Origin of the sequence: Sphingobacterium kyonggiense, from assembly GCF_039536825.1 — a bacterium.
GTDB lineage: Bacteria > Bacteroidota > Bacteroidia > Sphingobacteriales > Sphingobacteriaceae > Sphingobacterium > Sphingobacterium kyonggiense.
This window is the reverse complement of record NZ_BAAAZI010000011.1, coordinates 125,008-150,338: the sequence shown is the minus strand read 5'-3', so window position 1 is coordinate 150,338 and position 25,331 is coordinate 125,008. Positions and strand designations below refer to the sequence as shown.

The window sequence follows — 25,331 nt, the reverse complement described above, 5'->3', positions numbered from 1 at the left end:
TTATATGAGGATAGAATAGGTCATAAAAAAAGGACTATCTCTTAGTCCTCTTTTTGCTTTGTATTTGTTGCTGCTTTATTTTTTCAGCTTGTTTTTGTTGTACATCCCGATTGACTTGTTTCAACAAGACAACCTTTAGATAGATTAGTACAATCAGCAAGGCAATAGACAACCCTAGGAAGAGCATATTGCCACTATTATAACCAGCAACACCACTTAGTACCAGGAATACAATCCCTAGATTCAGGACAATATTTAATATGAATTTCTTAGTCATTTCTTTTTGATAATTTTTATTCCAGTAACTCGATCACGAAGTAGGTAAAAATAAGCGATTCCGCCGATAATATTGAAAAAGATAATAAACAATGCTAAAAGCATGCGCTCTTTATTGTCAATTCTTGGTGATTTCATGATCTCGAGCAGCACCATCACCACCCAAATCAAAGATAGCAACATGGAAATGCTGAGCATAATGGGGGCAAAGCCCACACGAAACAGAATCAACAATAGGGAGAGTATATAAAAAGTCAGACTAAACAGGAAGGCCTGTTTAGTCTGCTGATATGCCTTGTTCATGTGAACAAAGGTAAGGAAAATTATAAGCCTTGGTTTAAGGGAAAATTCCTAATTCTTTATAAGATTCACCTACTTTATTGATGGCACAGATAAATGCTGCGGTACGCAGGTCTTCTACACCTTCCGTATGTTTCCATATCTGGTGGATTTCTTGGTAAGATCCTATCATGGTGTCCTCTAATCCAGAATATACTAAATCTACCTCATCTGGTCCACGTAAGATGATTTTACGCTCCAATTTGGAAACCTTCTGATTGGTCATCGACTCAATGATATTAAGGATTTCCGCATACATGTTTTCGCTGAAGCGTTTTTCTAAACGACCATAACGTACATGGCTTAAGTTTTTCAACCATTCAAAATAAGATACAGTAACACCACCTGCATTTAGGTAGATATCAGGAATAACAAGAATTCCTTTTTTGTGGAAGATATCATCAGCCTCAGGAGTTAAAGGACCATTTGCTGCTTCACCTACGATTTTCGCTTGGATACGATCCGCATTTCCAGCGTGGATTACAGATTCCAATGCTGCCGGAATCAAAATGTCACATGGATATTCCAATCCTTTTGCAGATTCTTCAATATTAGTAGCGCCTGGGAAATTCAAGATAGAACCTGTTTGTTTTCTATGAGCAACAACAGCTTCTAGGTCTAGTCCGTCTTCAGAATAGATGGCTCCTTCGTATTCGATCAGTCCAACAAGTTTAGAACCTGCTTCTTGAAAATATTTAGCAGCGTGGTAACCCACATTACCTAAACCTTGAACGATGACACGTTTATCTTCCACACCTAAGGTCAAACCTAGGGCATCCATATCTTCTTGCACTTTACAAGCTTCACGCACACCGAAGAATACACCTAAACCCGTCGCCTCCGTACGCCCTCGAACACCACCTTGTGAAATTGGTTTACCCGTTACACATGCTTGTGCATTGATTTCGTTTGGATTCAATGTGGTATACGTATCCACGATCCAACTCATCTCTCGAGCACCCGTACCATAATCAGGAGCAGGCACGTCTGTACCAGGACCAATAAAATTCTTTTTGACTAACTCTGTAGTATAACGGCGCGTGATTTTCTCCAGCTCATATTCGCTATACTTTTTGGCATCGATCTTAATACCACCTTTAGCACCACCGAATGGAACATTCACGATGGCACATTTGTAGGTCATCAAGGATGCTAAAGCCATTACCTCATCTTGATCGACCTCCATGGAAAAGCGGATACCACCTTTACAAGGAAGTTTATGGTGAGAGTGTTGAACTCGATAAGCCTCGATTACTTCGATTCCGTCTCCGATTTTTACCGGAAACTTAACACGCAATATCGAATTACAGGCTTTGATTTGATCGAGGATTCCGGGTGAGAATTTGGTGAACTTTGCAGCTTTGTCAAAGTTACGCGCCACCCCTTGGAAGAAACTGTGCGTTGTGTTGGCTTCTTTAGACATAGAATAATCTATTTGTTTACATTTGGAATAATACTATAAAGTTAGCTCTTTTAATATTTTTATAACAGTAAAGCCTGAGAAAAGCACATTTTTTCTCTTTTCTCAACAAAGTCGACAATATTTTAAAAGATATGCAAAAAAATGGTCAAAATAAAAAAGCCCAAGTAGTCCTTGGGCATTTTTATTAACTCAGTGTTTATTAATAAACATCCATTTCTGGATCAAAAGCATCTTTCCATGCTAAAATTCCGCCTGATAAGTTAGAAAGATTCGTAAATCCTTCTTGTTCTAATAGCATCACTGCCTGTGCACTACGCTTTCCAGAACGACATTGTATAACAACGGGAATATCTCGAGAAATCTTTTCTGACTCAATAACAACTCCTGATAAAGGAATGTTAATGCCATTCAGATTGGAAACCTCATACTCAAAAGGCTCACGAACGTCAATGAGTTGAAACTCAACGTTATGATCCATCATATCTTTTAATTCTTGAACGCTAATTTCTTTCATGATTTACTTTTTATCAAATATACTTATTTCTAACCTTTTACTAAATTTATAAAAATTGTTATCTTCAATGGTTTTGATAGCAAATATGTGACCAAAAAATCTAAGTTATTTGCTCTTTCTACCGTAATTTTAAAATCACCAATCAATAATCATGAAACGAATATTACTAACAGCTATAAGCATAGGTTTAGCTATCCATTTTGGGCATGCTCAAAAAGCGGAAATAACCAGCACTGCGAATATTTCTCGCATCTTGAATACCTTAGCATCTGATGATATGCGAGGTCGTTCAGCACTTTCTCTTCCGGACATCGGTAAAGCAGCGGATTTTATTGCTTCGGAATTTAAAGAGATAGGTTTAAAACCGTATATCGGTGATAATTATCGTCAATCCTTTTTCGTAGAACGCAGTAAAAGTGCTATACAAGCTGTGGAAATCGATGGGAAAGCATTAGATCCGGCATCCTTTCTAATCGTCGGAAATTACGATAGCAGCAACACGAAGATCAAAAGAGTAAGTATAGGTCCAGATGACGATTTCTCGCAACGCTTTCGTGAGCTAGTCCAGAAAGATCCAGAAAGTGCTTTTGTCTTTGTTGATAAAAAGCATGCGGCGTTCTTAGCGCGGTTTAAGCGCATTTATGACCGAGAAAACATCAGTATCAAAGGGGCAAACAAAGGTTCTGTGGCAACTAGTGGAAAGGTCTTTATGGTTGCAGAGGAAAGTTCGAAGAACATTGCGGTTACCCACAATAAAACAGTGAATGATTTTGAGATGTTCAATGTGGCAGCCGTCATCCCAGGTAAGACTAAACCGAATGAATATGTGGTATTCTCCTGTCATTACGACCATATCGGTATTCTTCCGGCACAGGGACAAGATTCTATAGCTAATGGGGCTGATGATGACGCATCAGGCACAACAGCCATGATTGAGCTAGCCCGTTATTATAAGAAAATGAATAACAATGAACGGACACTAATATTCGTGGCATTTACTGCAGAGGAAATCGGAATGTTCGGATCGAAGTATTTCTCGAATAATATTAATCCAGATCAAGTGGTAGCTATGATTAATATTGAAATGATAGGTAAGGATTCAAAATTTGGTCCGAATAGCTTGTACATCACCGGTTATCCAGCTTCGGATTTAGGAAAATTAATGCAAGAGAATTTAAAAGGAACAGCATTTACATTTCATCCGGATCCATATACGACACAGAATTTGTTTTACCGCAGCGATAATGCAGTCTTAGCAGCATTAGGCGTTCCTGCGCATACTTTTTCAACTTCGCAGATCGACAAGGATAGCTACTACCATACTGTCAAAGATGAGGTGAGCACCTTGGATATCCAAAATATCAAATCGAGTATTGAGGCAATTGCCCAAGGAGCGATTGGAATTGTAAAAGGAGAACAAACGCCTTCAAGAGTAGAAAAATTAAGGGATTAGACGCTTCTGCATCACATAATCATTCAGGAAATACTGGTAGTAGGGAATATCCACCGTCTCTACTACCTCAAAGCCTTGTTTCAAGTAAAAATGGTAGGCTTTATTATATCGATTAACATTTAATTCTAAAATATTAATCTCCTTATCTAGAGCCAATTGACCGGCAAATTCCAACAATTGACTTCCTAAGCCTTTACCTTGTGTATTAGGTAGAAGATAAAGCTTATCAATTCGTAATACTTCTTGTTTTTCTTTGACAGCAATAAAGCCAATGGGGCTGTTGCTTTCCTGTATGATATAAAACAGACTATGATCTGCCATGGCGTTCTGTATAGCTTCTTCCGAATACATTTTGGCCAGCATAAAGTCTATTTGATCCTTTGCTAGAACATCCTGATAGGTGGGATACCAAATAGCATGAGCTAAGGTATGGATAGTAAGGGCATCCTCTGGTCCAGCATAAACAATATTGATCATATCTCTTCAGCTAAGGGTACATAATCCGTTTGAGATTCCATTTTAACAAAGCCATCTTCCAATACTTGAAAGGTTCTATCAGCTACCTGCTCTGTATTTGAAAAGGAAATAACTGCTGTATCCTCAATCGGCAAGCTCAATTGATGTCCTTTAGGGAGCCACTTCTCGTACTGCTTTACAAATAGTATTTTACTGTTTCCTCGTAGGATATTGATATTAAAATCATCAAGATAAGTTTTTAAGGAGTCTAAGTTTAAGTCCTTTAAGATCAAGTTGACAGCATAATTCTTCTTTTCTGCCAAAAAATGAAATAGAATGGGCAGGAAATCCTCCGAATAGGGAATAAGGACGAGGTTTTCTTCTAGAAAGTCAAGTTTTGTCTTCTCATCTGTTAGCAACACATCCACCTTCATACCTAATGATTTGAGGGTTTCGTACTGTTCGGAAAGGGTTATTACGGTTGGGCTCCATTCAAGTAATTGATGCAGGTGGTTTTCCGACAGCAAATAAGGATCGGCAATAAACAAAGCCGGCTCCTGATTTTCCCGAACGATGTGATGCGAAGACATACTAATTTAAGCTTGACCTAAATAATTTATAGCGATAAAAGCCATTAAACCAATCGAGGTTTTTAAAGCCTTTTCGTCAATATCAAAAGTTGAGGTATGTACGGCAGAAGTAATTCCTCTTTCCTCATTACGCGTTCCAAGACGATAGAAACAAGCATTTGTTTCTTGGGAATAATAAGCGAAATCTTCAGCCGCAGGCCATAAATCCAATTCCAATACATTTTCTTCGCCCAAATATTCCACAGCTAGGTTTCTAGCCATTGCGGTTATTTGAGGCTCGTTGATTAAGAAAGGATATCCTTTACGAACTTCGAAGTCACAGGTAGCCCCCATACTCTCCGCAATACCGACGGCCATTTTAAGCATCTTTTCATGCGCCTCAGCGCGCCAATTCTCATCAAACGTACGGAAGGTGCCCTCGAGGTAAACTTCCTCAGGAATCACATTCGTAGCGCCATTGCCGACAATCTTTCCCCAGGATAATACAGAAGGTGTTCTTGGGTCAGCATTTCTGCTCACTATCTGCTGCATGGCGGTAATAACCTGTGCGCTGATGGCAATAGGGTCAATATTTTGATGTGGCTGAGCACCATGACCACCTTTTCCGCGAATAGTCATAAACAACTCATCACAAGAAGCCATATATTTTCCAGAGCGGAAACCTACTTTACCTGTTTCAATAAAAGGCATGACATGTTGTCCAATAATGCCTTGGGGAGATGGATTTTCCAATACGCCTTCTTTGATCATCAAGGATGCTCCACCCGGTAATCTTTCCTCACCTGGTTGAAAAATCAATTTCACGGAACCCGCAAAATTATCCTTTAAGCTATTAAGAATCTTGGTTACACCCAATAGGGAAGAGGTATGCACATCGTGTCCACAGGCATGCATGACACCTGGATTTTGAGAGCCATAACTTCGGCCATCGACCTCTGTAATAGGCAATGCATCCATATCGGCACGAAGCGCTAAAACTTTATCTCCGGGAAGATTTCCTTTAATAATAGCAACTACACCCGTGTTAGCCATCGCTTCATAAGGAATTTGCAAATCGTCTAAAATACGTTTTACAAAGGCAGAGGTATTATATTCCTCAAAAGAAAGTTCAGGATGTTGATGTAAGAATCTACGGGTTTCTACCGTATCTTGAAAATAGGATTCAGCGAGTTCTTGAACCCTTTGCTTGATTGGTGACATGTTATTCCTCCACTATTGCCATGTCCACACATCCTCGACGAACACAAATACATTCTTGTATGTTCCTCGCAGACGGCGCATGTATGCTGTAGCTTCAGAGCGACTGGTGAAATCGCCGACCTTTACCCGATAATTAGGTTCTACATAGTCAAGGTAGGCATTCATATCGGAGTTTTGGCGAATGAAACTGTTCTGTACATTCGTTGCTTCATTCCGGTTGCTGCCAGAATAAATCTGTACCCTAAAACCACGGACCTTTACCCGGCGAGCCTTCGATTTGTCTATGGTTTTAGGTTCCAAACTTACCGCTTTAGAAGCAGTAGGATTTATGGAATAGAATGCACGATATTCCTGCAATAAACTAATCAGGGTATCTTTTACCACTTCAACTTTTCCGTCTTGCGCTTTAGCAAATGGAATGGCTAAAAAGATGAAGCAAACTACTATAAATCCTTTATTTATCATGTTAATATTATCCTTGTTTTCCGTGACAGTTCTTGTACTTCAAACCAGAACCACAAGGGCATTCGTCATTTCTACCGATTGCTTGTTCCTTACGGATAGGTTGTGTCACTTGAGCCTCTTGTGTATTTAGGTCTTCTTCGGACACACCTGTAGGCGAACTAAGCTCTTCTTTGGTTTCAGTAACTTTTACCTTAGGTGCTTCTGGGCGAGCTGCTTGAATGTTTTGCGGTTGTTGTTGTTGACCTGGGATTTCTCCTTTGAACAAGAAGCTTACCACATCTTTATTCATTCCTGCTAACATCGTTTTGAACAAGTTGTAGGCCTCCATCTTATAAATGATAATTGGATCCTTTTGTTCATAAACAGCATTCTGAACAGATTGTTTCAAATCATCCATTTCACGTAAATGCTCTTTCCAAGCATCATCGATCAAGGCCAATACAATACCTTTCTCAAAAGATTTGAATACTTCTTTACCGTTAGTTTCTACAGCTTTTTGAAGATTTGTAGCAACTTGAATGCCACGAATTCCATCTGTAAACGGAATAATGATATTTTCAATCATACCACCACGCTCAGCCAATACATTCGTCAATACCGGTAGGGTCTGCTCTGCAATGTGCTCTAGCTTACGGTGATAGAATTCAATTACTTGATTGAACAACTTCTCTACGATTTGATCAGTAGAGTTGGAAGTAAATTCATCTGCTGTAATCTCTGGGTTTACAGCGAATACACGGATTACTTCAATTTGGAACTCATCGAAAGAATTGTCTTCTTTAGCTTGCAATACCACATCTTCTACTACATCGTATATTGTGTTATTCAAGTCAACGTCTAAACGTTCTCCAAATAAAGCATTTTTACGTTTTGTATAGATTACAGAACGTTGTGAGTTCATTACATCATCGTACTCCAATAGACGCTTACGGATACCGAAGTTGTTTTCTTCTACTTTACGTTGAGCGCGTTCAATGGATTTAGTCAACATACTGTGTTGCATCACTTCACCTTCTTCAACACCCATCTTCACCATTAGGTTGGAGATACGCTCAGACGCGAAAAGACGCATCAAAGGATCTTCTAGGGAAACGAAGAATTGAGATGATCCTGGGTCACCTTGACGTCCTGCACGACCTCTTAACTGACGGTCAACACGACGCGACTCGTGACGCTCTGTACCGATAATTGCTAAACCGCCAGCATTGATTACTTCCTCGGTTAATTTAATATCCGTACCACGACCAGCCATATTCGTAGCGATAGTTACTTGTCCTGGACGACCAGCTTCAGCAACGATATCAGCTTCTTTTTGGTGTAACTTCGCGTTCAATACGTTGTGCTTCACACCACGAAGTTTCAACATACGGCTTAATAACTCCGAAATCTCAACTGAAGTAGTACCCACCAATACCGGACGGCCTTGTTCTGTTAATGTTTGGATTTCTTGTGCTACCGCATTGTATTTCTCACGTGCTGTACGGTAGATAAAATCTTGACGGTCATCACGTTGAATTTGTCTATTTGTTGGGATTTCAACAACATCTAATTTATAGATTTCCCAAAGCTCTCCAGCTTCTGTAGAAGCAGTACCCGTCATACCTGACAATTTGTGGTACATACGGAAGTAGTTCTGAAGGGTAATTGTTGCATAAGTCTGTGTAGCATCTTCTACTTTCACATTCTCTTTTGCTTCGATCGCTTGGTGAAGACCGTCAGAATAACGACGTCCATCCATAATACGACCAGTTTGCTCATCAACAATCTTTACCTTGCCTTCATCAACAATGTATTGGTCATCACGTTCAAATAACGTGTAAGCTTTTAACAATTGGTTGATGGAGTGAATACGCTCAGATTTGATGGAATAGTCACGCATCAACTCTTCTTTTTGAGCAGCTTTTTCTTCTAAAGGAACATTTGATTTCTCGATTTCAGCAATCTCAGTACCTACATCTGGTAAGATGAAGAAACTTGGATCTTCTCCAGTTGCTGTAATCAATTCAATACCTTTTTCTGTTAATTCTACTTGATTGTTTTTCTCATCAATTACGAAGAACAATTCCGCATCTGCCTTAGGCATTTGACGGTTCTGCTCTTGCATATAGTAGTTTTCTACTTTCTGTAAGATTTGACGGTGATTACTTTCCGACAAGAACTTGATTAAAGCTTTGTTTTTTGGAAGACCACGGTAAGCACGTAATAGTGCTAAACCACCTTTTTCCACATCCGTATCACCAGCAGCAATAGCTTTCTTTGCTTCGTTCAATACTACATTGATATAACCTTTTTGAGCATTTACTAAACGTTCAATTCTTGGTTTCAATTGGTGGAATTCATGTTGGTCACCCATAGGGATAGGACCAGAGATGATTAAAGGCGTACGAGCGTCGTCAATTAAAACGGAGTCAACCTCATCAATCATAGCGAAATGAAGCTTACGTTGTACCATGGCCTCTTTTGTATTGGTCATGTTATCACGTAAGTAGTCAAAACCGAATTCATTATTCGTTCCGTAAACGATATCAGCTAAATAAGCTTGACGACGTTGTGGTGAATTTGGTTGGTGCTTGTCAATACAGTCAACACTCATTCCATGGAATTCGAAGATTGGACCATTCCATTCCGAGTCACGACGTGCTAAGTAATCATTCACCGTTACGATGTGTATACCATGACCTGCTAATGCATTCAAATAAGTAGGAAGAGTTCCTACTAAGGTTTTACCCTCACCAGTAGACATCTCGGCGATTTTACCTTGGTGTAATACAACACCACCAATTAACTGTACATCGTAGTGGATCATATTCCAGGTAACTTCAGTACCTGCGGCATTCCAAGTGTTCTGCCAAACAGCTTTGTCACCATTAATGGTAACATTAGGCTTGCGAGCAGCTAAATCTCTATCGAATTCAGAAGCTGTAACTTCCACTTCCTTATTTTCAGTAAAGCGGCGTGCAGTATCCTTAACAACAGCAAAAGCTTCAGGTAATATTTCCAATAATATTTCCTCAAGCTTTTTATCTCTATCTTTAGTCAGTTTGTCAATTTTATCATAGATGGATGTTTTTTCCTCCATGTCGTCAGTTGACTCTGCTGTATTCTTTAGTTCATTGATTTCATTGTCAATTTCTTGCAAATAGGTGCTTATCCGTTGCTTAAACTCTTGAGTCTTTGCGCGAAGCTCATCATGCGTTAAACCCGACAATTTATCATATTCTTCCTTGATCTTATTTACAATTGGCATGATAGCTTTGATATCGCGTTCGGATTTGCTACCAAATAATTTGCTTAAAAATTTTAACATAATATTCTATTTCTGTTTTCGCATGTACAATAATGACTCCAAACAATATAAGCAGACATTTTGACATCAATCGGGCAAATTTAGTTATTACAGACGATAACTAACAGTACCCCAAACCTTTTTTATCAATTATTTTACTAAAAAGATGCTTTTCGAACTGCTCGGTATAAGATTATGCTCTCTAGCTTTGTCAAATAGCTCATTTATAGCCTTTCTACCGCCTTCCCCGAGGTTCTCCGAAAACTTGTTTACATAAAGCTCTATATGTTTATACATAACCTCTTCTTCCATCTCCTGTGCATGAGATCGGATATAATCCAATCCTGATTTAGGATGCTCAAAAGCAAATTGTACACTTTCCTTGATAAGTTGATTGACCTTCAGCTTAACTTCTTCCGGAAGCGAGCGTTTAATCACGATGCCACCCAAAGGAATAGGAGATCCTGTGGTCTTCTCCCAATAATCACCTAAATCAACAATTTTATGCAATCCCTTATCCATATAAGTGAATCGATTCTCATGAATGATTAAACCAACATCAATGCTTCCATCTAATAAGGATTGCTCAATATCTGAAAAGACCATTTCCTGCTTATTGCTAAGCGTGGGATAGGCTAATCCCAACAAAAAGTTCGCCGTTGTATATTTTCCAGGAATACCTACTCGAAGATTTTGAAACTTTTCTGGCAATTCCTTTCCCGCATATTCCTTAAGTTCTTCTGCTAAATCGGGGTTATTACAAATTAATAGGGGTCCAACACCGAATCCTAAAGCAGAGCCGGCATCTAGTAGCTCATAATCTTCCGTGGCATAAGCAAAAGCATGATAACTCAACTTGGTGATATCTAATTCTGCACGGAATGCTTTTGCATTTAGGGTTTCTACATCATGGTATTCAACCTCAAACTCAAGTCCCTCACAATTGATTTTATCGTGAATAAGAGCATCGAAAATAAAGGTATCATTCGGGCAGGGAGAAAATCCTATGGTTAATTTCATATTTGAAAGTATTAGTTGGCACTTATCAAGATGTTCTTGGTGAAGATCATGAGAAGCATACCAAGAAAGGTAGTAAGCACAAAGCCATTTCCTGTCTTATCCAAATCTTTTTTATAGCAAAAATAGCAAGCGATCAGATTAAAGGCCGCAGCTAAAATATAAAGTCCGGTAGGTTTGTCAGGAAACAGGGTTGCTACCAGTTCTGTATAGCGAGTTAATACAAAGGCAATAATGGGAAATATCAATCCCAATAGAAAGCCAGTAAGGACAGTATTTTTCATTTTAGGTATTAAACATCAAAGCTCCAGGAATTCAACTCTGGAATAACATGATGTGCGGTCATATCAAATTGCGTAGGAACGATCGAAACATAGCCATTTATGATAGCATGAGCATCGGTATCCTCTCCACGATCTTGTAAATCAAACTTACCCGTCATCCAGAAATATTCTCGGTTATATGGGTCTAGGCGTTCGTCAAACTCTTCAAACCACTTGGCATTCGCTTGTCTACAGATTTTAATGCCTTTAATATCGTGCTTGATATTCGGGAAATTAACATTTAATAAGCTGTTTTTAGGCAGCCCATTTTGCAAAACTTGTTCAGCGATGGTTTTAATATAAGGTCTACAATGAGAGAAATCAGCATTATAGGCAAAATCGTCTAAGGAGAACCCTACAGAAGGAATACCTTCAATAGCACCTTCTACCGCCGCAGACATGGTGCCTGAATAGAGTACATTAATGGAATAGTTTAAGCCATGGTTTATCCCCGAAACACATAACTCTGGTTTCTTGCCCTTAAAGATTTTATTAACTGCCAATTTTACACAGTCCACTGGTGTACCGGAGCATTTATACATCTCCACACCTGGATATAAATCAATCTTATCTAATCGTAAAGGTTTTCCGATGGTAATGGCATGTCCCATTCCAGATTGAGGGCTATCGGGAGCTACTACGACCACATCTCCGATTTCTTGCATTACTTCTAACAATACTTTGATTCCCGGAGCTGTGATTCCGTCATCATTCACTACAAGGATAGTCGGTCTCTTTTTCGTCATGTTGCTAAGTTAGTCATTTGATGGGAGAGAATATAAATTAGTATGTTACCAAGCTATTATTTAATTGGCAACCTATGTTTAAATACATATTAATCAATAAACAAAAACGGTCCTATCATAATTGATAGGACCGCCTTTCACGTTAAAATATATTAACCTAAATCTTTCAACCAGGTTACTACTTCTTCACGTGTTTTTCCTAGTTTCTGCTGTAATTTTCCGAGTAATTCATCGTCCTTACCTTCTTCGTAAGCCAAATCATCATCGGTCCAATCAGCATATTGTTGTTTGATTTTTCCTTTTAACTCGTTCCATTTTCCTTTTAAATCTAACTTATCCATTTTGATATTCCTCCAATTTAATTAGTGTTTGTGTTTCTAATTAATGAACAAGTGACAAAGAAAAAGGTTTATAGTTTTTTCAATTTATTAATAAAGACAGCCTCATTTAAAGATAAAGCCCCTTTTTATCAATAAAGTCAATCACTGCATCGGGGGTATAGAATTTTACGGACTTGCCTTCTTTAATAGCTTGCCTTAAAAAGGTAGAAGATAATTCCATTACCGGAGTATCGGTCATTGTAATGGATGGGTGATCTTTTAAATCCCCTGCATCGTATCCTGGTCTAGGGTAAACAATGATTTTATAGTCACGAAGCAAAATATCGGCATTTTTCCATTTCAAGATACCCTGCAAATTATCCTCTCCCATAATCAGAATAAACTCTTTATTAGGATGTTTTTCTGCGAGGTGGATGAGGGTATCTATGGTATACGATGGCTGAGGAAGATTAAATTCGATATCAGAAGCCTGAAGGTTTTCTGCCCCTTCGATAGCTAGATTTACCATCTCCAAGCGGTCATACATATTTCCCAAGCTCTTTTTCTCCTTAAATGGATTTTGTGGTGATACCACAAACCAAACCTCATCTAAGGAAGTATAGTTGGCCATATAGTTTGCAATAATCAAATGACCAATATGAATGGGGTTAAAGGAACCAAAAAACAAACCAACTTTACGCATACGTTTATTTTAGGGAATATTAAGAATTAATAAAGTCCAACACCAATTTTTCTGCTTCTGCACAAGCTGTATCTAAGTCATTGTTTTGAAGGATAACATCAAAACGATCGGAATAAGATAATTCCAATTCAGCTTTAGCATAACGCTCTTGTAATTTCTCCTCAGAATCAGTGCCACGCCCTTTCAATCTTTCTTTCAAAACATCTAGGGAAGGCGGATTAACAAAAATGGCTAATGCCTGATCTGGAAATTTAGATTTTAAACGCAATCCACCGACTACATCGATATCAAAGATCACATGTTTCCCTTCGTTCCAGATACGCTCAACCTCTGTACGTAGTGTACCATAAAAGGTTCCAGAATAAACTTCTTCAAACTCAATGAACTCGTGTTTGGCAACTTTATGAAGGAAGTCCTCTTTAGAAATGAAATAATAATCTACGCCATTTACTTCCTGCCCGCGAGGTTCACGTGTGCTTGCAGAAATAGAAAAAGCTATCTTATCGCCATGTTTGGCAAGTAAGTGTTTTACAATGGTGGTTTTGCCTGCGCCTGATGGTGCTGAAAAGATCAAAAGCTTTCCGCTCATGCTATAATACGTTTAATAGTTGTTCTTTTATTTTCTCTAATTCATCCTTCATCTTCACCACAATTTGCTGAATCTGTGCATTGTTGGCTTTTGAACCCAAAGTATTGATCTCACGACCCATTTCTTGGGAGATAAATCCTAATTTCTTACCATTTGAATCTTGGGAATTCAAAGCCTCAATAAAATAATTACAGTGGCTACGTAGGCGAACTTTCTCTTCTGTGATGTCCAATTTCTCAATATAGAACACCAACTCCTGCTCAAATCGATTCATATCGACATTCTCTTTACCAACAGCTTCTTCCATATACTGGTTGATACGCTCGCGGATTAGGGGAATACGAGATCCTTCAACAGACTCTACTTCTGTCAAATGTGTAAGAATCAATTGAACACGGTGCTCCAAATCCTTTTTCAAGACAGCGCCTTCATCTTGACGGAATTGATCAAATTGCTTTACTGCGGCATAAAATGCTGCCACTAAAACCTTTCCTTCTTCCTCATCAACTTCATCATTATTGCTAATAACCTCTGGCATATTTAAAGCAAGCTCAAACATATTGGCTTTGGTATCACCCAACTGAAAGGCGATATGCTGCAATTGTTTATAGTATTCCTTAAGAAGTTCTGCGTTAATGCTGGCTGCTTTGGCTGTTTGGTTGGTATATTCAGTAGAAACGTTGATATTCACTTTTCCGCGTTCAATCAGTTTACTACATTCTCCACGAAGAATCAATTCCCGATCTGAAACAGCTTTCGGCAAACGTAGGTTTAGTTCTAAAAACTTAGAATTAAGCGATTTGATTTCAACGGTATATTTAACGGAACCATTCTCAGAAGAACCCATTCCGTACCCTGTCATCGATTTTATCATATGCAAAGGTATAAAACTTAAGTAAAACTCGTATTCTTAATTACCAATCATGCCTAGCAATTAATACGACCATATATGTTTTATATGTTGAGCCTTTAGGGACACGGATAAAAGCAATCCCTATATCTTCCATAGGGGCATACCATTCTGTCATTCCCAACACATGCTTTCGGTGCATATATCCCGGAGATCCCTTGCCAATAATAAATGATTTCATGACATCTACAGCCGAATCGTGATTAGCACCAATGGATTCGAAATTATTATTGCTACGTTTCTTTAGCCATGCTGGATTTAATGCATAACCCGCTTGTTGTATATAAAAATTAATACCATTGCCATCTGGATCGACATGATCAAAGTAATTTCGTCTTGCCATATCCTTAGCGCGAAACTCTGCCACTTTGGCTAGTGTTTCATTCCAACGCAATTGTATAGGGCTGACATTCTTTAATCTTGATATCCCTAAATTACGAGCATAGCGGTCTGGGTTCTTACGGAAGTCATTGAGGTATTCATAAGCCTCCTTGGCTTCTCTTCGATCAACTTTAATATTTTTTTGTGCAGATAAAGGATTTACCCAAATACATAGGGCAAGTAATAGATAGCGCATAAACCGTGTCTTTTAATTTTGGACTACTGTTTCATAAAAGCGTTTAAACAGTAATTGTACGCTTAGGACTTATTTGTCTTGCTTTTAATAACTTCAATAATTGCTGGCAATAAGGAAATGGCAATAATAGCCAATACCACAATGGAGAAATTGTTTTTGACGAATGGTATCTGACCAAAGAAGTAACCCGCAATTAGGAATAAGCTTACCCATAGAATTCCTCCAACAATATTGTATAGACCAAAATTACGATAAGGCATTCTAACTATTCCTGCCACAAATGGAGCAAAGGTTCGTACGATTGGAACAAAACGAGCATATATGATGGTCTTTAAACCATATTTATCATAAAAGCTTTGAGTCTTCTCTAAATAAGCCGGTTTAAAGATTTTTGAATTCGGTTTAAACACCCTATTGCCAAAATGCTTGCCTATCTCATAGTTTACAAAGTCTCCTAGGATAGCTGCTGCAATAAGCAGAAGAATCATTATTCCTAAGTTGAGATTAGTCTCTGGTTTAGCAATTAATGCCCCCATAGCAAACAACACAGAATCACCCGGAAGAAAAGGTGTAACTACTAATCCGGTTTCGGCAAAGATGATTAAAAAGAGAATCAGGTAAGTCCAAGCTTGATATTCCTGTGTGATTTCTATCAGGTGTTTATCAATATGGAGGATAAAATCTATTAAAGTGGATAGAATTTCCATAGTCTATTATTCTGTTCCTTGATTAGCAACAATTGCACCAAGGCTTTTTCAAGTGGCACAAAAAAAAGGAAGTCCTATTGAACTTCCTTCTTTTTACCGTATTTTTCCTTTACTACTTCAATTATTGGAGGGAGTAAGGATAAGAATATAATCGCAAAGATGACAATGGTGAAATTGTCTTTAATCACTGGTAGACCTCCGAAGAAATAACCTATAAACAGGAAGGAAGTAACCCAAAGGATAGCTCCAATTACGTTATAAGATGCAAATTTACCGTATGACATAGAACCAACGCCCGCCACAAAAGGAGCAAAAGTTCTTATAATTGGAACAAAACGAGCATAAATGATAGTTTTGCCACCATACTTCTCATAGAATTTCTCTGTTTTCTCCAGGTATTCCTTTTTCAGGAATTTATACTTTCCACTAAATGCTTTTGGACCAAAATACTTCCCAATATGGTAATTCACCATATCACCTAAAATACCGGCTACCATTAACAGAACCCACATTACAAAAACGTTAAGGTCTGTTTCTGGCTTTGCTATAATAGCGCCAGTAGCAAATAACAAAGAATCACCAGGAAGGAATGGGGTAACTACTAATCCAGTTTCGGCAAAAATTATCAGAAATAGAATTAAGTAAGTCCAAGTCTGATAATTGTTTACTATCTCCACCAGATGGTCATCAATGTGGAGAATAAAGTCAATAATCGCGTAAATAAAGTCCAAAGTAGGGCGTTTTAGATATTGTTCAACATTACAGGCATCACTAACATTAAGATGTCTTCATGCTCTTCTTTAATAGCTGGTACCAATAGTCCGGCACGATTAGGTGTGCTCATTTCCAATACCACTTCTTCGCATGATAAGTTGTTCAACATCTCTACTAAGAACTTTGCGTTGAAACCGATCTCCATGTCTTCACCTTCAAATTGGCAGCTCAAACGTTCATGAGCCTCATTTGAGAAGTCTAAATCTTCAGCAGAAATGTGTAGTTCACTACCATTGATCTTTAAACGAACCTGGTGAGTCGTCTTATTAGCAAAAATTACTACACGACGCAGGGTGTTTAAAAACAAGGAACGGTCAACTGTTAATTTGTTCGGATTTAAACGAGGAATAACAGCTTCGTAGTCTGGATAACGCTCGTCGATCAAACGACAGATTAAGTTGATGTTTCCAAACTGAAAGAATGCATTGGTATTGTTATATTCTATAGATACATTAACATCATCCGATGGAAGGGATGATTTTAATAGTGATAAAGCTTTCTTAGGTAAGATTAATGATGTCGGTTTCTCAGCAGACACATCTGTACGGCGATAGCGAACTAATTTGTGTGCATCCGTTGCTACAAAAGTAGCTGACTGCTCAGCCAATTGAACCAATACACCCGACATAGCAGGTCGAAGTTCATCATTACTTACTGCAAAAATGGTTTTATTGATCGCCTCCAATAGGGTAGAAGCAGAAATATTTACGGTAGAAATATTATCTACAACAGGGATCTTCGGGAAATCATCTGCATTCTCACCACTCAATTTGTATTTACCATCACCTGCAGAAATCTCAATTGCTAAGGTGTTTGTGTCTACGGAAAAGGCTACTGGCTGATCAGGTAATGTTTTCAAAGTTTCGATTAAGATCTTTGAAGGCATAGCAACACGGCCTTCTTCTTTGGCTTCGATCTGAAGATTAGTAACCATACTGGTCTGCAAATCGGTAGCAGAAATCGTAAGGATATTGTCTTTGATTTCAAACAAGAAGTTTTCTAGAATAGGCAATACGGTGCTGGAACTGGAAGCCCCACTGATAGCTTGTAATTGTTTAAGTAGAATAGAGGTGGATACAATAAATCTCATTTCTGTATTGATAGATTTTTATATGCAATAATACAGAAAAGAATCTAAATAATTATAATTCAAATTCGAGTTCTAAGGCATTTCTTAAAAAGCAAAGGGTTAAAATTTGTACATTTGTGGCAACAGCTATGCAGTTTAACAGAATAATAGGTCATGAAGCACTCAAGCAACAACTAATTGCCACGGTTCGAGAGAATCGCGTGAGCCATGCCCAATTGTTTTTAGGCCCTGAAGGTTCTGGAAGTTTAGCGCTTGCAATTGCCTATGCACAATTTATAAATTGTGAGTACAAACAAGATAACGACAGCTGTGGACAATGTGCCTCATGTATCAAGTACGAAAAGCTTATTCACCCAGACTTGCACTTCTCCTATCCATTCTTTGCAAAGGATAAGAATGAAACTTCAAATACCTACATAGAAAATTGGCGTAATGCCTTTCTTTCCAATCCGTATATGAGTTTAAGCTTTTGGAGAGAACAGTTAGAAGCAGAAAATAAGCAGGCGAACATCAATATTGCTGAAGCCCATTCTATTATCAAGAAGTTAAGTTTAAAAGCCTTTGAGGCTGAATACAAAGTCTTGATCATGTGGCTGCCGGAGTATTTGGATACACAAGGAAATGCTTTATTAAAACTGATTGAGGAACCACCAGAGAAAACATTGTTTCTTTTGGTCGCTGAAAATCAAGACAAAATATTAAATACCATCATCTCTAGAACGCAATTGGTAAAAGTCAATAAGCTGTCCTATGAAGAATTAAAGCAATTTTTAATTCAGGATAAGCAGATTGAACCCAACCGAGCCAATGAGATTGCTTTTATAGCAGATGGAAATATCCAATCGGCATTAACCCAATTGGAGGAAGAAGCAAACACTAACTTTGACCTGTTGATTCGTTGGCTAAGGTTTATCGTCACGGATTCGGGCTTAAACATCATACAAATCTGTGAGGAGGAGCTTAGTAAGCTGGGTCGGGAGAATCAAAAACTATTCTTAGTCTATAGCATCAATATCCTAAGACAAATTGTGCTTTTGAACCAAGGAATGCCGAATCTAGTCTTTTTAAAGGATTCCGAATTGGAGTTTGTACAGAAGTTTAGCGAAATAACGACACTCGAGAAGCTGGAAACAGCCATTGATCTATTAGAAAAAACACATTATTCTGTAGAAAGAAATGCAAATCCTAAAATATTATTTTTAGATTTATCTTTGCAGTTAGTTTTATTATTTAAATACAATACGTTCCCTCAGGGGACTCAATATATATAATTTACATAAAATATGGGATGTGGCAGTTGCTCATCCGGTGGGGGTTGCGGTAGTAGCACCCTTGGTACAGTGCCAGCAGGTTGTAATAACAACGGCACTTGTATGACCAGCGGATGTAATAAATTGGATATTTACGATTGGCTAGTCGACATGGACTTGCCTTCTAACTATAAACCTTTTGATATTGTTGAAGTTCGTTTTAAAGGATCTAGAAAAGAATTCTTTGTAAATACAGACAATATATACCTGGAAATGGGCGAGATGGTCGCCGTAGAACCCAATACTGGTGGATACGACATCGGACATGTGTCCTTAACAGGTGAATTGGTAAGATTACAGTTAAAGAAGAACAACGTAAAACCGGAAGATGTGGTCAAGAAGATCTATCGGAAGGTAAATGAGAATGATGTTGCTAAATACAATATCGCAAAGGATCTGGAATGGGAGACCATGCACCGTGCTCGTAATTTGGCATTGGAGTTAGGTTTATCCATGAAGATCTCGGATGTGGATTATCAAGGCGATAAGACCAAAGCTACCTTTTACTATACCGCAGAAGGACGTGTGGATTTCCGTGAGCTGATCAAGAGAATGGCAGAAGCATTTCGTATTCGTATTGAAATGCGCCAAATTGGGATGCGTCAGGAAGCTAGCCGACTAGGTGGTATAGGCTCTTGTGGTCGTGAGCTTTGTTGCTCTACCTGGTTAACCGACTTCAAAACGGTATCTACCTCTGCAGCTCGATATCAAAATCTTTCTTTAAACACCCTTAAACTTGCTGGACAATGCGGTAAGTTAAAATGCTGTCTGAACTATGAATTGGATAGCTATATGGATGCTTTAAAGGATATTCCTAATCATATCGATCGCATTGAAACCCAATCTGGCTTTGCTTACCTGCAAAAAACAGATATCTTTAAGAAAACCATGTGGTTCTCTTATCCTCACGCAGAAAGTTGGATTCCACTTCCTGCTAGCAAGGTGAAAGAGTTCGCTGAAATTAATTCTCAGGGTAAAAAGGTTCAAGATCTAGTCAGTCCAGAGAAAAATGAGGAGCCTAAAGTAGCTATACCTGACTATGAAAATGTGGTTGGGCAAGATTCTTTAACTCGTTTGGATGACAAAAACCGCAGAAAGAAAAAGAAAAAACCAAAGAAGAAAGGACCTTCTGACAATCCTCAGGCTCAACAACGTACTCCTCTGGAGAACCGTCCAAGGCCAAGACCAGAGAACAACCAGGCAAAGCAGAATAATCAAAAAGCTGCTAACGAAGGTTCGGAGAACAATGAGGATGCCGCTAAAAAACAACAGCGTAGAAGACCGAATAATCGCAATAGAAAACCAAATAACAACAGAAACCAAGAGGGTAACTCTGAAGGTTAAAATGTATAATTGGCTATGAGAATGCTGATTTTATTTGCTATTTGTATTCTTTTTCTTGGCTCTTGCCAAGAAGGAGCATTCTTTGAAAGAAATACCGTAATTCCCAACCTTAGTTGGGATTACGATTTTAAGCCCGTTTATGAAGTAGATGTGCAAAATAAGAATGCCCAATATGATGTTTTTGTCAATCTACGCCATACGGCCTATTACCCTTATTCCAATATTTATTTCTTTTTACATGAGAAAGGTCCTGGTATAGGTGAAAAAACAACTCGCTATGAATTCAATCTTGCTGAATCTGATGGACGTTGGATCGGAAGGTCAGCAGGTAATCTCTATGAACAAACAAAGCTTCTAAAAGAAGGCTTAAGCTTCCCAGATACCGGTAAATATGTATTTTCCCTGGAGCAGAATATGACAGAAAACCCGCTACGTGGTATAAATGACGTAGGAATTAAAATCTTAAAAAGATAGCTATGCAATTATTAAGGTGGTTATTATTTCCTTTTACCATCCTTTATACCTGTATAATTTGGCTTCGCAACAAATTGTATGACCTGGCTATTTTTAAATCCAAAGAATTTCCTGTAGCCAGTATTGTCATAGGTAATCTCGCAATCGGAGGTGCCGGTAAAAGTCCTCTTACTCAAAAATTAATCGGATACTTTAAAGATAGATACCAGGTGGCGACATTGAGTCGTGGATATGGAAGAAAAACAAAAGGATTCCGTTTAGTTCAAACCACTGATACCACAGAGCTTGTTGGTGATGAACCCCTACAATTCAAGAAAAATTATCCGGAAATAGCGGTTGCTGTTGATGAAAATAGGGCAGAAGGTATTGAAATTCTACAACAAGATCATAATCTCATCTTATTAGATGATGCTTACCAGCATCGAAAAATCAAGGCCAAATGCAATATTTTGGTTTTTGATTACCAATCCATAATTAATCCCATTGTATTATTACCAACCGGAAACTTTAGAGACACCTTTAATCAGACCAAACGTGCTGATTGTTTTCTAATCAGCAAATGCCCGGACCTTATTCCTGAAGATAAAAAACAACTTATATTAAAGAAGCTTCGTAAATATAATCAAGCGCCGGTTTACTATTCTAAGATCACCTACCTAGATCTAATTAACCTTAGAACCCACCAAAAAGATAATCCTCAATTAGAAACAACGGATGTATTATTGCTGACAGGCATTGCCAATCCAAGTCCACTAATTAAATATGTACAAAACAAGTTTAATAAGCTAGAGCATATTAGATTCCCCGATCACCATGATTTTAAGCTCTTAGACTACAAAAAGATTAAAGAGCAGTACAACAACATACCATCAGAAAACAAAATCATCCTGACAACGGAAAAAGACGCTCAGCGTATTGACTTAACCCAGCTCGGCAATATACCGTTATACTATATCCCCATTGATATAGCAATCGATCAGGAAGCTTCATTTCTCGAATTGATAGAAAACATTGTTAATGAACCTTAACAGAGGTTAAAAACCACTAAATAGTAAATAGTTACGGATTTATTTTATCAAATTTATACTAACAATTAAAATTGATAGGATATGAAAAAATTGATTTTATCAGCTGCTATACTATGTGCAGTTGTAACATTTAGTAATGCACAAGATCGTCCACAACGTGAGGGAACTCGTAATCCAGAAGAAATGGCGAAGCGTATGGTTGAACGCTTAGATCAAGAATTAAAGCTTAGCCCGGCACAAAAAGATTCTATTTTAAAATGGAACCAAGCTAGCGCAGTAAAACAACAAGCCATTTTCCAAGACGAGAAAGAAAGCAGAGAAGCTAAGATGGAAAAAATGAAAACTTTGCGTCAAGAACAACAGACAAAAATTAAATCCATCCTTACCGACGAGCAGAAGGTTAAATACGAAGAAATGAGTAAGCGAACTCCTGAACGTGGACAAAGAAGACAGAAAAACTAATCACTTGCTATTAAAAACAAAAATGCTAAGCCTCCATACGGAGGCTTTTTGTTATACCCTATCCTCAAAACCATTCTATTGTGTAACATGGAAAATAAAATCAACATTTACACAATTAGCCGCTTTTTTAATCTAAAACAAGGTTTAATGACAATTAAACGCATATTTACTATAAATAAGTGCGTAATAAGAGTAAAGATTTAATTGTTAAGAAACGTTAAAAAGTAACAAACCTGATACATTCATACAATAAAGGGTACTGTTTGGCTGTTATTATTGTACAAAAACGGAGTAAATAATTAGAAGTAAAACTAAAACATTTAAAATCATGAAAAAGTTATTTTTAGCAGTATCCGCAGTATTATTTTCATTAACTCTAACCTTTGCACAGGATGTAAATCCAGAAGAGAAAGCAAAGCAAACTGTAACTGAGTGGACAACTCAATTGAATTTGACAGAAGAGCAACAAGCTACAGTATATAATATTGTACTAGAGCACAAAAAAGCAAAATTAGCGCTTAAAGCAGACACTACTCAAGCAGAAGAAGCTAAAGCAACTCAAATCGAAGCGCTTAATGCTGACTTAGACAAAAAAGTAAGTGAAGTTTTGACTGATGAGCAAAAACCTCTATATGCAAAAATCGTTGAAGAACGTGCAGCTAAGAAAAAAGGTGAAGAACCAGCAGTTGAGCCAGTAAAAGAGGAACAACCAGCTCATCCAGAACAAGAGCAACAACAGGAAGAACAACAACAAGAAGAATCTCCTGTGAAATAATTAACAATTATTCATGTTTCATAGAAAAAGAGGCTTTCCAATAGGGAAGCCTCTTTTTTTTGTATTAGTAAGAGAAGACCGCTTCGCTATTAGATATTAGATCGCTATGTTTTATTGAGTAAACTTAGACCTATGTCGGGATAAACAATTTACCATTTCCAACTCAGAGCAAAGCGAAGAGTCTCTTCTATATACCCCCAAGACCGTGTCATCTTGAGGCTTGCCGAAAGAACCTCAAACTTTGCTAATCAACAACAGTAAATTTATTAGATATTAATATTGGACAGCGGTCGAAACATACTTTGACCCTAAATCTACGGGTATTCTTAACCACAAATTCCCCATTATTTGGAGGGACGATGCATGTATCGCCCGCTCAATAATTAATAATATCTCAACCCACCCCCATCAAAAAGGGGATGACTGCAAGCAATCATCCCCTTTTTGGTAAACCTTAAAACCTCTATTAAGAAGCTTTTAATTTCTTTTGGATATCCTGAACATATGTTTTGAATTTCTTATCGGTTTCGATAAGGTCTTCAACAGTTTGACAGGCATAGATTACGGTGGAGTGATCTCGGCCACCGAAGAAGTTTCCAATGCTTTTCAATGATGACTTGGTGTGGTTTTTTGCCAAGTACATCGATATCTGTCTAGCTTGAACAATCTCGCGCTTACGAATCTTCGATTTTACCATTTCTACTGGTACTTCGAAGTATTCACAGACCAATTTTTGAATATATTCCATCGATATCTCTTTGTGTGTGTTTTTCACAAAGTTTTTCAACATCGACTTCGCTAAGTTTAAATCAATCTCTCTTTTGTTCAGTGTAGATTGGGCAAGTAAGGACACCATTGCGCCTTCAAGCTCACGAACACTGTTGTCAATCTGATTCGCAACGTATTCCACAACATTTTCCGGTAACTCAATACCGTCAGAATACATTTTTTTCTTCAGAATAGCCATTCTTGTCTCTAAATCAGGGACTTGAATATCTGCTGAAAGCCCCCATTTGAAGCGGCTTAATAGTCTCTCCTCTAATCCAGATAAATCCTTTGGCGGTTTATCTGATGTTAGAATAATCTGTTTTCCGGTTTGGTGTAAATGGTTGAAGATGTGGAAGAAAATATCCTGCGTACGCTCTTTTCCGGCAAAGTTATGAACATCATCCATGATGATCACATCCATAGCTTGGTAGAAATTCACGAAATCATTAATGGTATTGTTCTTTAAGGAGTCAACAAATTGTTGACAGAACTTCTCACAAGAAACATAGATAACCAATTTATCAGGTAGATTACGTTTTATTTCATTTCCAATTGCCTGCGCTAAGTGCGTTTTTCCTAAACCGACATCACCGTAAACCATTAATGGGTTAAATGAAGTACCCCCAGGTTTATTTGCCACTGCAAATCCTGCAGAACGAGCTAGGCGATTACATTCTCCTTCAATAAAATTATCGAAAGTATAGTTTTGATTCAACTGCGGATCAACCTGCATTTTCTTAAGACCAGGAAACACAAAAGGATTCTTGAAATCTTTGTTGATTGCAACCGGAATAGGAATAGATTGTTTTTTCCCCTCAGCACCATTTCCATTGGAAGGCATGTTCGTCGTATATGGTGTATTCGCAGAAGATTTCTCTACAACAATATTATATTCCAGACGACCTTGCTCTCCCAAAAACTTTTTAACTGTTTTTCGTAGAATACCGACATAGTGTTCTTCCAACCACTCGTAGAAAAACAAACTCGGCACTTGAATAGTTAAAACGTTTCCTTCAAGACGTACAGCTTTAACGGGCTCGAACCATGTTTTAAAACTTTGCGTTGGAATATTATCTTTTATCACTGAAAGACAGTTTTCCCAAACACTTGTACACGTTTTTTCCATTCTTATTTTGTTAATAACTTGATAACCAATATTTGACAAAAATCCTGTTCATAACTTTTGCCTACAACGAATATGACAAAAAATTTTGAGCTAAAAAATTAAAAAATCAAAAAAACCAAATATCATTGTATTACAGTGGTTTAGGTGTGTTTTTTAGCATTTTCCAACGTAAAAAATAAAGCAAATATATTTTATTAACATAAGCAATCAAACTTCCAATTTTAAACTTTTTTTAAAGCAAATTTGAAGTTACTGTTAATAAATGTGGAAAACTTTTATAAGTAAA

Annotated in this window: 28 protein-coding genes; 7 read left to right on the top strand and 21 right to left on the bottom strand. The window is 37.8% G+C overall.

Features of this window, described 5'->3' with window-relative positions; genetic code table 11:
* Window positions 1–34: 34 nt before the first annotated feature.
* From ABD676_RS13685 to ABD676_RS13670, 4 genes are all read right to left on the bottom strand, one after another.
* Window positions 35–277, bottom strand: a complete 243-nt coding sequence (locus tag ABD676_RS13685; protein ID WP_344675284.1) for a DUF6358 family protein — start codon at window positions 275–277, stop codon at window positions 35–37.
* Window positions 274–579, bottom strand: coding sequence for a hypothetical protein (locus ABD676_RS13680; RefSeq protein ID WP_344675283.1), 306 nt, complete (start codon window positions 577–579; stop codon window positions 274–276). The genes ABD676_RS13685 and ABD676_RS13680 overlap by 4 nt, the downstream gene beginning before the upstream one ends.
* A 34-nt stretch (window positions 580–613) precedes the next feature.
* Window positions 614–2,038 (bottom strand): Glu/Leu/Phe/Val family dehydrogenase, encoded by a 1,425-nt coding sequence (locus tag ABD676_RS13675; RefSeq protein ID WP_344675282.1) that lies wholly within the window; start codon window positions 2,036–2,038, stop codon window positions 614–616.
* A 199-nt stretch (window positions 2,039–2,237) separates the two neighbouring features.
* Entirely contained in the window at window positions 2,238–2,552 is a 315-nt protein-coding gene (locus ABD676_RS13670) for a rhodanese-like domain-containing protein (protein ID WP_344675281.1), read from the bottom strand.
* Window positions 2,553–2,703: 151 nt separating this feature from the next.
* Between ABD676_RS13670 and ABD676_RS13665 the strand changes: the two genes are divergently transcribed.
* Window positions 2,704–4,005 (top strand): M28 family metallopeptidase, encoded by a 1,302-nt coding sequence (locus ABD676_RS13665; RefSeq protein WP_344675280.1) that lies wholly within the window; start codon window positions 2,704–2,706, stop codon window positions 4,003–4,005.
* Here ABD676_RS13665 and ABD676_RS13660 read toward each other — a convergent pair.
* The 16 genes from ABD676_RS13660 to dnaN form a co-directional block, all read right to left on the bottom strand.
* On the bottom strand, window positions 3,994–4,482 hold the full coding sequence (locus tag ABD676_RS13660) for a GNAT family N-acetyltransferase (RefSeq protein ID WP_344675279.1): 489 nt from the start codon (window positions 4,480–4,482) through the stop codon (window positions 3,994–3,996). The genes ABD676_RS13665 and ABD676_RS13660 overlap by 12 nt on opposite strands.
* Window positions 4,479–5,051, bottom strand: a complete 573-nt coding sequence (locus tag ABD676_RS13655; RefSeq protein WP_344675278.1) for a hypothetical protein — start codon at window positions 5,049–5,051, stop codon at window positions 4,479–4,481. The genes ABD676_RS13660 and ABD676_RS13655 overlap by 4 nt, the downstream gene beginning before the upstream one ends.
* 6 nt (window positions 5,052–5,057) lie before the next feature.
* Complete coding sequence (locus tag ABD676_RS13650) at window positions 5,058–6,251, bottom strand: M20 metallopeptidase family protein (protein ID WP_344675277.1); 1,194 nt, start codon at window positions 6,249–6,251, stop codon at window positions 5,058–5,060.
* 12 nt (window positions 6,252–6,263) lie between these two features.
* Window positions 6,264–6,716 (bottom strand): SPOR domain-containing protein, encoded by a 453-nt coding sequence (locus ABD676_RS13645; protein ID WP_344675276.1) that lies wholly within the window; start codon window positions 6,714–6,716, stop codon window positions 6,264–6,266.
* 7 nt (window positions 6,717–6,723) lie between these two features.
* Window positions 6,724–10,023, bottom strand: a complete 3,300-nt coding sequence (gene secA / locus ABD676_RS13640) for a preprotein translocase subunit SecA (RefSeq protein ID WP_344675275.1) — start codon at window positions 10,021–10,023, stop codon at window positions 6,724–6,726.
* A 129-nt stretch (window positions 10,024–10,152) separates the two neighbouring features.
* Entirely contained in the window at window positions 10,153–11,022 is an 870-nt protein-coding gene (locus tag ABD676_RS13635) for a menaquinone biosynthesis family protein (RefSeq protein WP_344675274.1), read from the bottom strand.
* Window positions 11,023–11,033: 11 nt separating this feature from the next.
* Window positions 11,034–11,303, bottom strand: coding sequence for a hypothetical protein (locus tag ABD676_RS13630; RefSeq protein WP_344675273.1), 270 nt, complete (start codon window positions 11,301–11,303; stop codon window positions 11,034–11,036).
* 8 nt (window positions 11,304–11,311) lie between these two features.
* Complete coding sequence (gene surE, locus ABD676_RS13625; protein ID WP_344675272.1) at window positions 11,312–12,088, bottom strand: 5'/3'-nucleotidase SurE; 777 nt, start codon at window positions 12,086–12,088, stop codon at window positions 11,312–11,314.
* A gap of 152 nt (window positions 12,089–12,240) precedes the next feature.
* A complete protein-coding gene (locus ABD676_RS13620; RefSeq protein WP_344675271.1) occupies window positions 12,241–12,429 on the bottom strand; it encodes a CsbD family protein in 189 nt (62 codons plus the stop codon).
* A 106-nt stretch (window positions 12,430–12,535) separates the two neighbouring features.
* Entirely contained in the window at window positions 12,536–13,111 is a 576-nt protein-coding gene (nadD, locus tag ABD676_RS13615; protein WP_344675270.1) for a nicotinate (nicotinamide) nucleotide adenylyltransferase, read from the bottom strand.
* 19 nt (window positions 13,112–13,130) lie between these two features.
* Window positions 13,131–13,700 carry a guanylate kinase gene (gmk, locus tag ABD676_RS13610; protein ID WP_344675269.1) on the bottom strand — a complete coding sequence of 190 codons (570 nt, stop codon included), beginning with the start codon at window positions 13,698–13,700 and terminating at the stop codon, window positions 13,131–13,133.
* A 1-nt stretch (window position 13,701) separates the two neighbouring features.
* Window positions 13,702–14,574, bottom strand: a complete 873-nt coding sequence (locus ABD676_RS13605; protein ID WP_344675268.1) for a YicC/YloC family endoribonuclease — start codon at window positions 14,572–14,574, stop codon at window positions 13,702–13,704.
* A 40-nt stretch (window positions 14,575–14,614) separates the two neighbouring features.
* The gene (locus tag ABD676_RS13600) at window positions 14,615–15,187 is read right to left on the bottom strand and encodes a CAP domain-containing protein (protein ID WP_344675267.1); all 573 of its coding nucleotides are present in this window, start codon (window positions 15,185–15,187) and stop codon (window positions 14,615–14,617) included.
* A 62-nt stretch (window positions 15,188–15,249) separates the two neighbouring features.
* On the bottom strand, window positions 15,250–15,894 hold the full coding sequence (locus ABD676_RS13595) for a DedA family protein (protein WP_344675266.1): 645 nt from the start codon (window positions 15,892–15,894) through the stop codon (window positions 15,250–15,252).
* Window positions 15,895–15,968: 74 nt separating this feature from the next.
* The gene (locus ABD676_RS13590; RefSeq protein WP_344675265.1) at window positions 15,969–16,625 is read right to left on the bottom strand and encodes a DedA family protein; all 657 of its coding nucleotides are present in this window, start codon (window positions 16,623–16,625) and stop codon (window positions 15,969–15,971) included.
* A gap of 11 nt (window positions 16,626–16,636) precedes the next feature.
* The gene (gene dnaN / locus ABD676_RS13585; protein ID WP_344675264.1) at window positions 16,637–17,758 is read right to left on the bottom strand and encodes a DNA polymerase III subunit beta; all 1,122 of its coding nucleotides are present in this window, start codon (window positions 17,756–17,758) and stop codon (window positions 16,637–16,639) included.
* A 128-nt stretch (window positions 17,759–17,886) separates the two neighbouring features.
* Between dnaN and ABD676_RS13580 the strand changes: the two genes are divergently transcribed.
* From ABD676_RS13580 to ABD676_RS13555, 6 genes are all read left to right on the top strand, one after another.
* A complete protein-coding gene (locus ABD676_RS13580; protein ID WP_344675263.1) occupies window positions 17,887–19,029 on the top strand; it encodes a DNA polymerase III subunit in 1,143 nt (380 codons plus the stop codon).
* A gap of 12 nt (window positions 19,030–19,041) precedes the next feature.
* Window positions 19,042–20,412 (top strand): PSP1 domain-containing protein, encoded by a 1,371-nt coding sequence (locus tag ABD676_RS13575; protein ID WP_344675262.1) that lies wholly within the window; start codon window positions 19,042–19,044, stop codon window positions 20,410–20,412.
* A 21-nt stretch (window positions 20,413–20,433) separates the two neighbouring features.
* Window positions 20,434–20,886 carry a gliding motility lipoprotein GldH gene (locus tag ABD676_RS13570; protein WP_344675261.1) on the top strand — a complete coding sequence of 151 codons (453 nt, stop codon included), beginning with the start codon at window positions 20,434–20,436 and terminating at the stop codon, window positions 20,884–20,886.
* Window positions 20,887–20,888: 2 nt separating this feature from the next.
* Complete coding sequence (gene lpxK, locus ABD676_RS13565) at window positions 20,889–21,914, top strand: tetraacyldisaccharide 4'-kinase (RefSeq protein WP_344675260.1); 1,026 nt, start codon at window positions 20,889–20,891, stop codon at window positions 21,912–21,914.
* Between the two features lie 81 nt (window positions 21,915–21,995).
* On the top strand, window positions 21,996–22,376 hold the full coding sequence (locus tag ABD676_RS13560; RefSeq protein ID WP_344675259.1) for a hypothetical protein: 381 nt from the start codon (window positions 21,996–21,998) through the stop codon (window positions 22,374–22,376).
* A 328-nt stretch (window positions 22,377–22,704) separates the two neighbouring features.
* Complete coding sequence (locus ABD676_RS13555; RefSeq protein ID WP_344675258.1) at window positions 22,705–23,151, top strand: hypothetical protein; 447 nt, start codon at window positions 22,705–22,707, stop codon at window positions 23,149–23,151.
* 466 nt (window positions 23,152–23,617) lie between these two features.
* Here the strand turns inward: ABD676_RS13555 and dnaA are convergent, their stop codons facing one another.
* Window positions 23,618–25,045, bottom strand: coding sequence for a chromosomal replication initiator protein DnaA (gene dnaA, locus ABD676_RS13550; RefSeq protein ID WP_344675257.1), 1,428 nt, complete (start codon window positions 25,043–25,045; stop codon window positions 23,618–23,620).
* Window positions 25,046–25,331 lie beyond the last annotated feature (286 nt).

Excerpts from the sequence above, each read along its gene's own strand:
- dnaA (WP_344675257.1), bottom strand. The coding sequence starts at position 25,045 with ATGGAAAAAACGTGTACAAGTGTTTGGGAAAACTGTCTTTCAGTGATA.
- nadD (WP_344675270.1), bottom strand. The coding sequence starts at position 13,111 with ATGCGTAAAGTTGGTTTGTTTTTTGGTTCCTTTAACCCCATTCATATT.
- ABD676_RS13575 (WP_344675262.1), top strand. The coding sequence starts at position 19,042 with ATGGGATGTGGCAGTTGCTCATCCGGTGGGGGTTGCGGTAGTAGCACC.
- ABD676_RS13580 (WP_344675263.1), top strand. The coding sequence starts at position 17,887 with ATGCAGTTTAACAGAATAATAGGTCATGAAGCACTCAAGCAACAACTA.
- ABD676_RS13680 (WP_344675283.1), bottom strand. The coding sequence starts at position 579 with ATGAACAAGGCATATCAGCAGACTAAACAGGCCTTCCTGTTTAGTCTG.
- ABD676_RS13670 (WP_344675281.1), bottom strand. The coding sequence starts at position 2,552 with ATGAAAGAAATTAGCGTTCAAGAATTAAAAGATATGATGGATCATAAC.
- surE (WP_344675272.1), bottom strand. The coding sequence starts at position 12,088 with ATGACGAAAAAGAGACCGACTATCCTTGTAGTGAATGATGACGGAATC.
- ABD676_RS13600 (WP_344675267.1), bottom strand. The coding sequence starts at position 15,187 with ATGCGCTATCTATTACTTGCCCTATGTATTTGGGTAAATCCTTTATCT.
- ABD676_RS13660 (WP_344675279.1), bottom strand. The coding sequence starts at position 4,482 with ATGATCAATATTGTTTATGCTGGACCAGAGGATGCCCTTACTATCCAT.
- ABD676_RS13560 (WP_344675259.1), top strand. The coding sequence starts at position 21,996 with ATGAAAAAATTGATTTTATCAGCTGCTATACTATGTGCAGTTGTAACA.
- ABD676_RS13555 (WP_344675258.1), top strand. The coding sequence starts at position 22,705 with ATGAAAAAGTTATTTTTAGCAGTATCCGCAGTATTATTTTCATTAACT.
- dnaN (WP_344675264.1), bottom strand. The coding sequence starts at position 17,758 with ATGAGATTTATTGTATCCACCTCTATTCTACTTAAACAATTACAAGCT.
- ABD676_RS13595 (WP_344675266.1), bottom strand. The coding sequence starts at position 15,894 with ATGGAAATTCTATCCACTTTAATAGATTTTATCCTCCATATTGATAAA.
- ABD676_RS13665 (WP_344675280.1), top strand. The coding sequence starts at position 2,704 with ATGAAACGAATATTACTAACAGCTATAAGCATAGGTTTAGCTATCCAT.
- ABD676_RS13605 (WP_344675268.1), bottom strand. The coding sequence starts at position 14,574 with ATGATAAAATCGATGACAGGGTACGGAATGGGTTCTTCTGAGAATGGT.
- ABD676_RS13655 (WP_344675278.1), bottom strand. The coding sequence starts at position 5,051 with ATGTCTTCGCATCACATCGTTCGGGAAAATCAGGAGCCGGCTTTGTTT.
- ABD676_RS13630 (WP_344675273.1), bottom strand. The coding sequence starts at position 11,303 with ATGAAAAATACTGTCCTTACTGGCTTTCTATTGGGATTGATATTTCCC.
- ABD676_RS13570 (WP_344675261.1), top strand. The coding sequence starts at position 20,434 with ATGCTGATTTTATTTGCTATTTGTATTCTTTTTCTTGGCTCTTGCCAA.
- secA (WP_344675275.1), bottom strand. The coding sequence starts at position 10,023 with ATGTTAAAATTTTTAAGCAAATTATTTGGTAGCAAATCCGAACGCGAT.
- ABD676_RS13645 (WP_344675276.1), bottom strand. The coding sequence starts at position 6,716 with ATGATAAATAAAGGATTTATAGTAGTTTGCTTCATCTTTTTAGCCATT.
- ABD676_RS13635 (WP_344675274.1), bottom strand. The coding sequence starts at position 11,022 with ATGAAATTAACCATAGGATTTTCTCCCTGCCCGAATGATACCTTTATT.
- ABD676_RS13685 (WP_344675284.1), bottom strand. The coding sequence starts at position 277 with ATGACTAAGAAATTCATATTAAATATTGTCCTGAATCTAGGGATTGTA.
- gmk (WP_344675269.1), bottom strand. The coding sequence starts at position 13,700 with ATGAGCGGAAAGCTTTTGATCTTTTCAGCACCATCAGGCGCAGGCAAA.
- ABD676_RS13675 (WP_344675282.1), bottom strand. The coding sequence starts at position 2,038 with ATGTCTAAAGAAGCCAACACAACGCACAGTTTCTTCCAAGGGGTGGCG.
- ABD676_RS13650 (WP_344675277.1), bottom strand. The coding sequence starts at position 6,251 with ATGTCACCAATCAAGCAAAGGGTTCAAGAACTCGCTGAATCCTATTTT.
- lpxK (WP_344675260.1), top strand. The coding sequence starts at position 20,889 with ATGCAATTATTAAGGTGGTTATTATTTCCTTTTACCATCCTTTATACC.
- ABD676_RS13620 (WP_344675271.1), bottom strand. The coding sequence starts at position 12,429 with ATGGATAAGTTAGATTTAAAAGGAAAATGGAACGAGTTAAAAGGAAAA.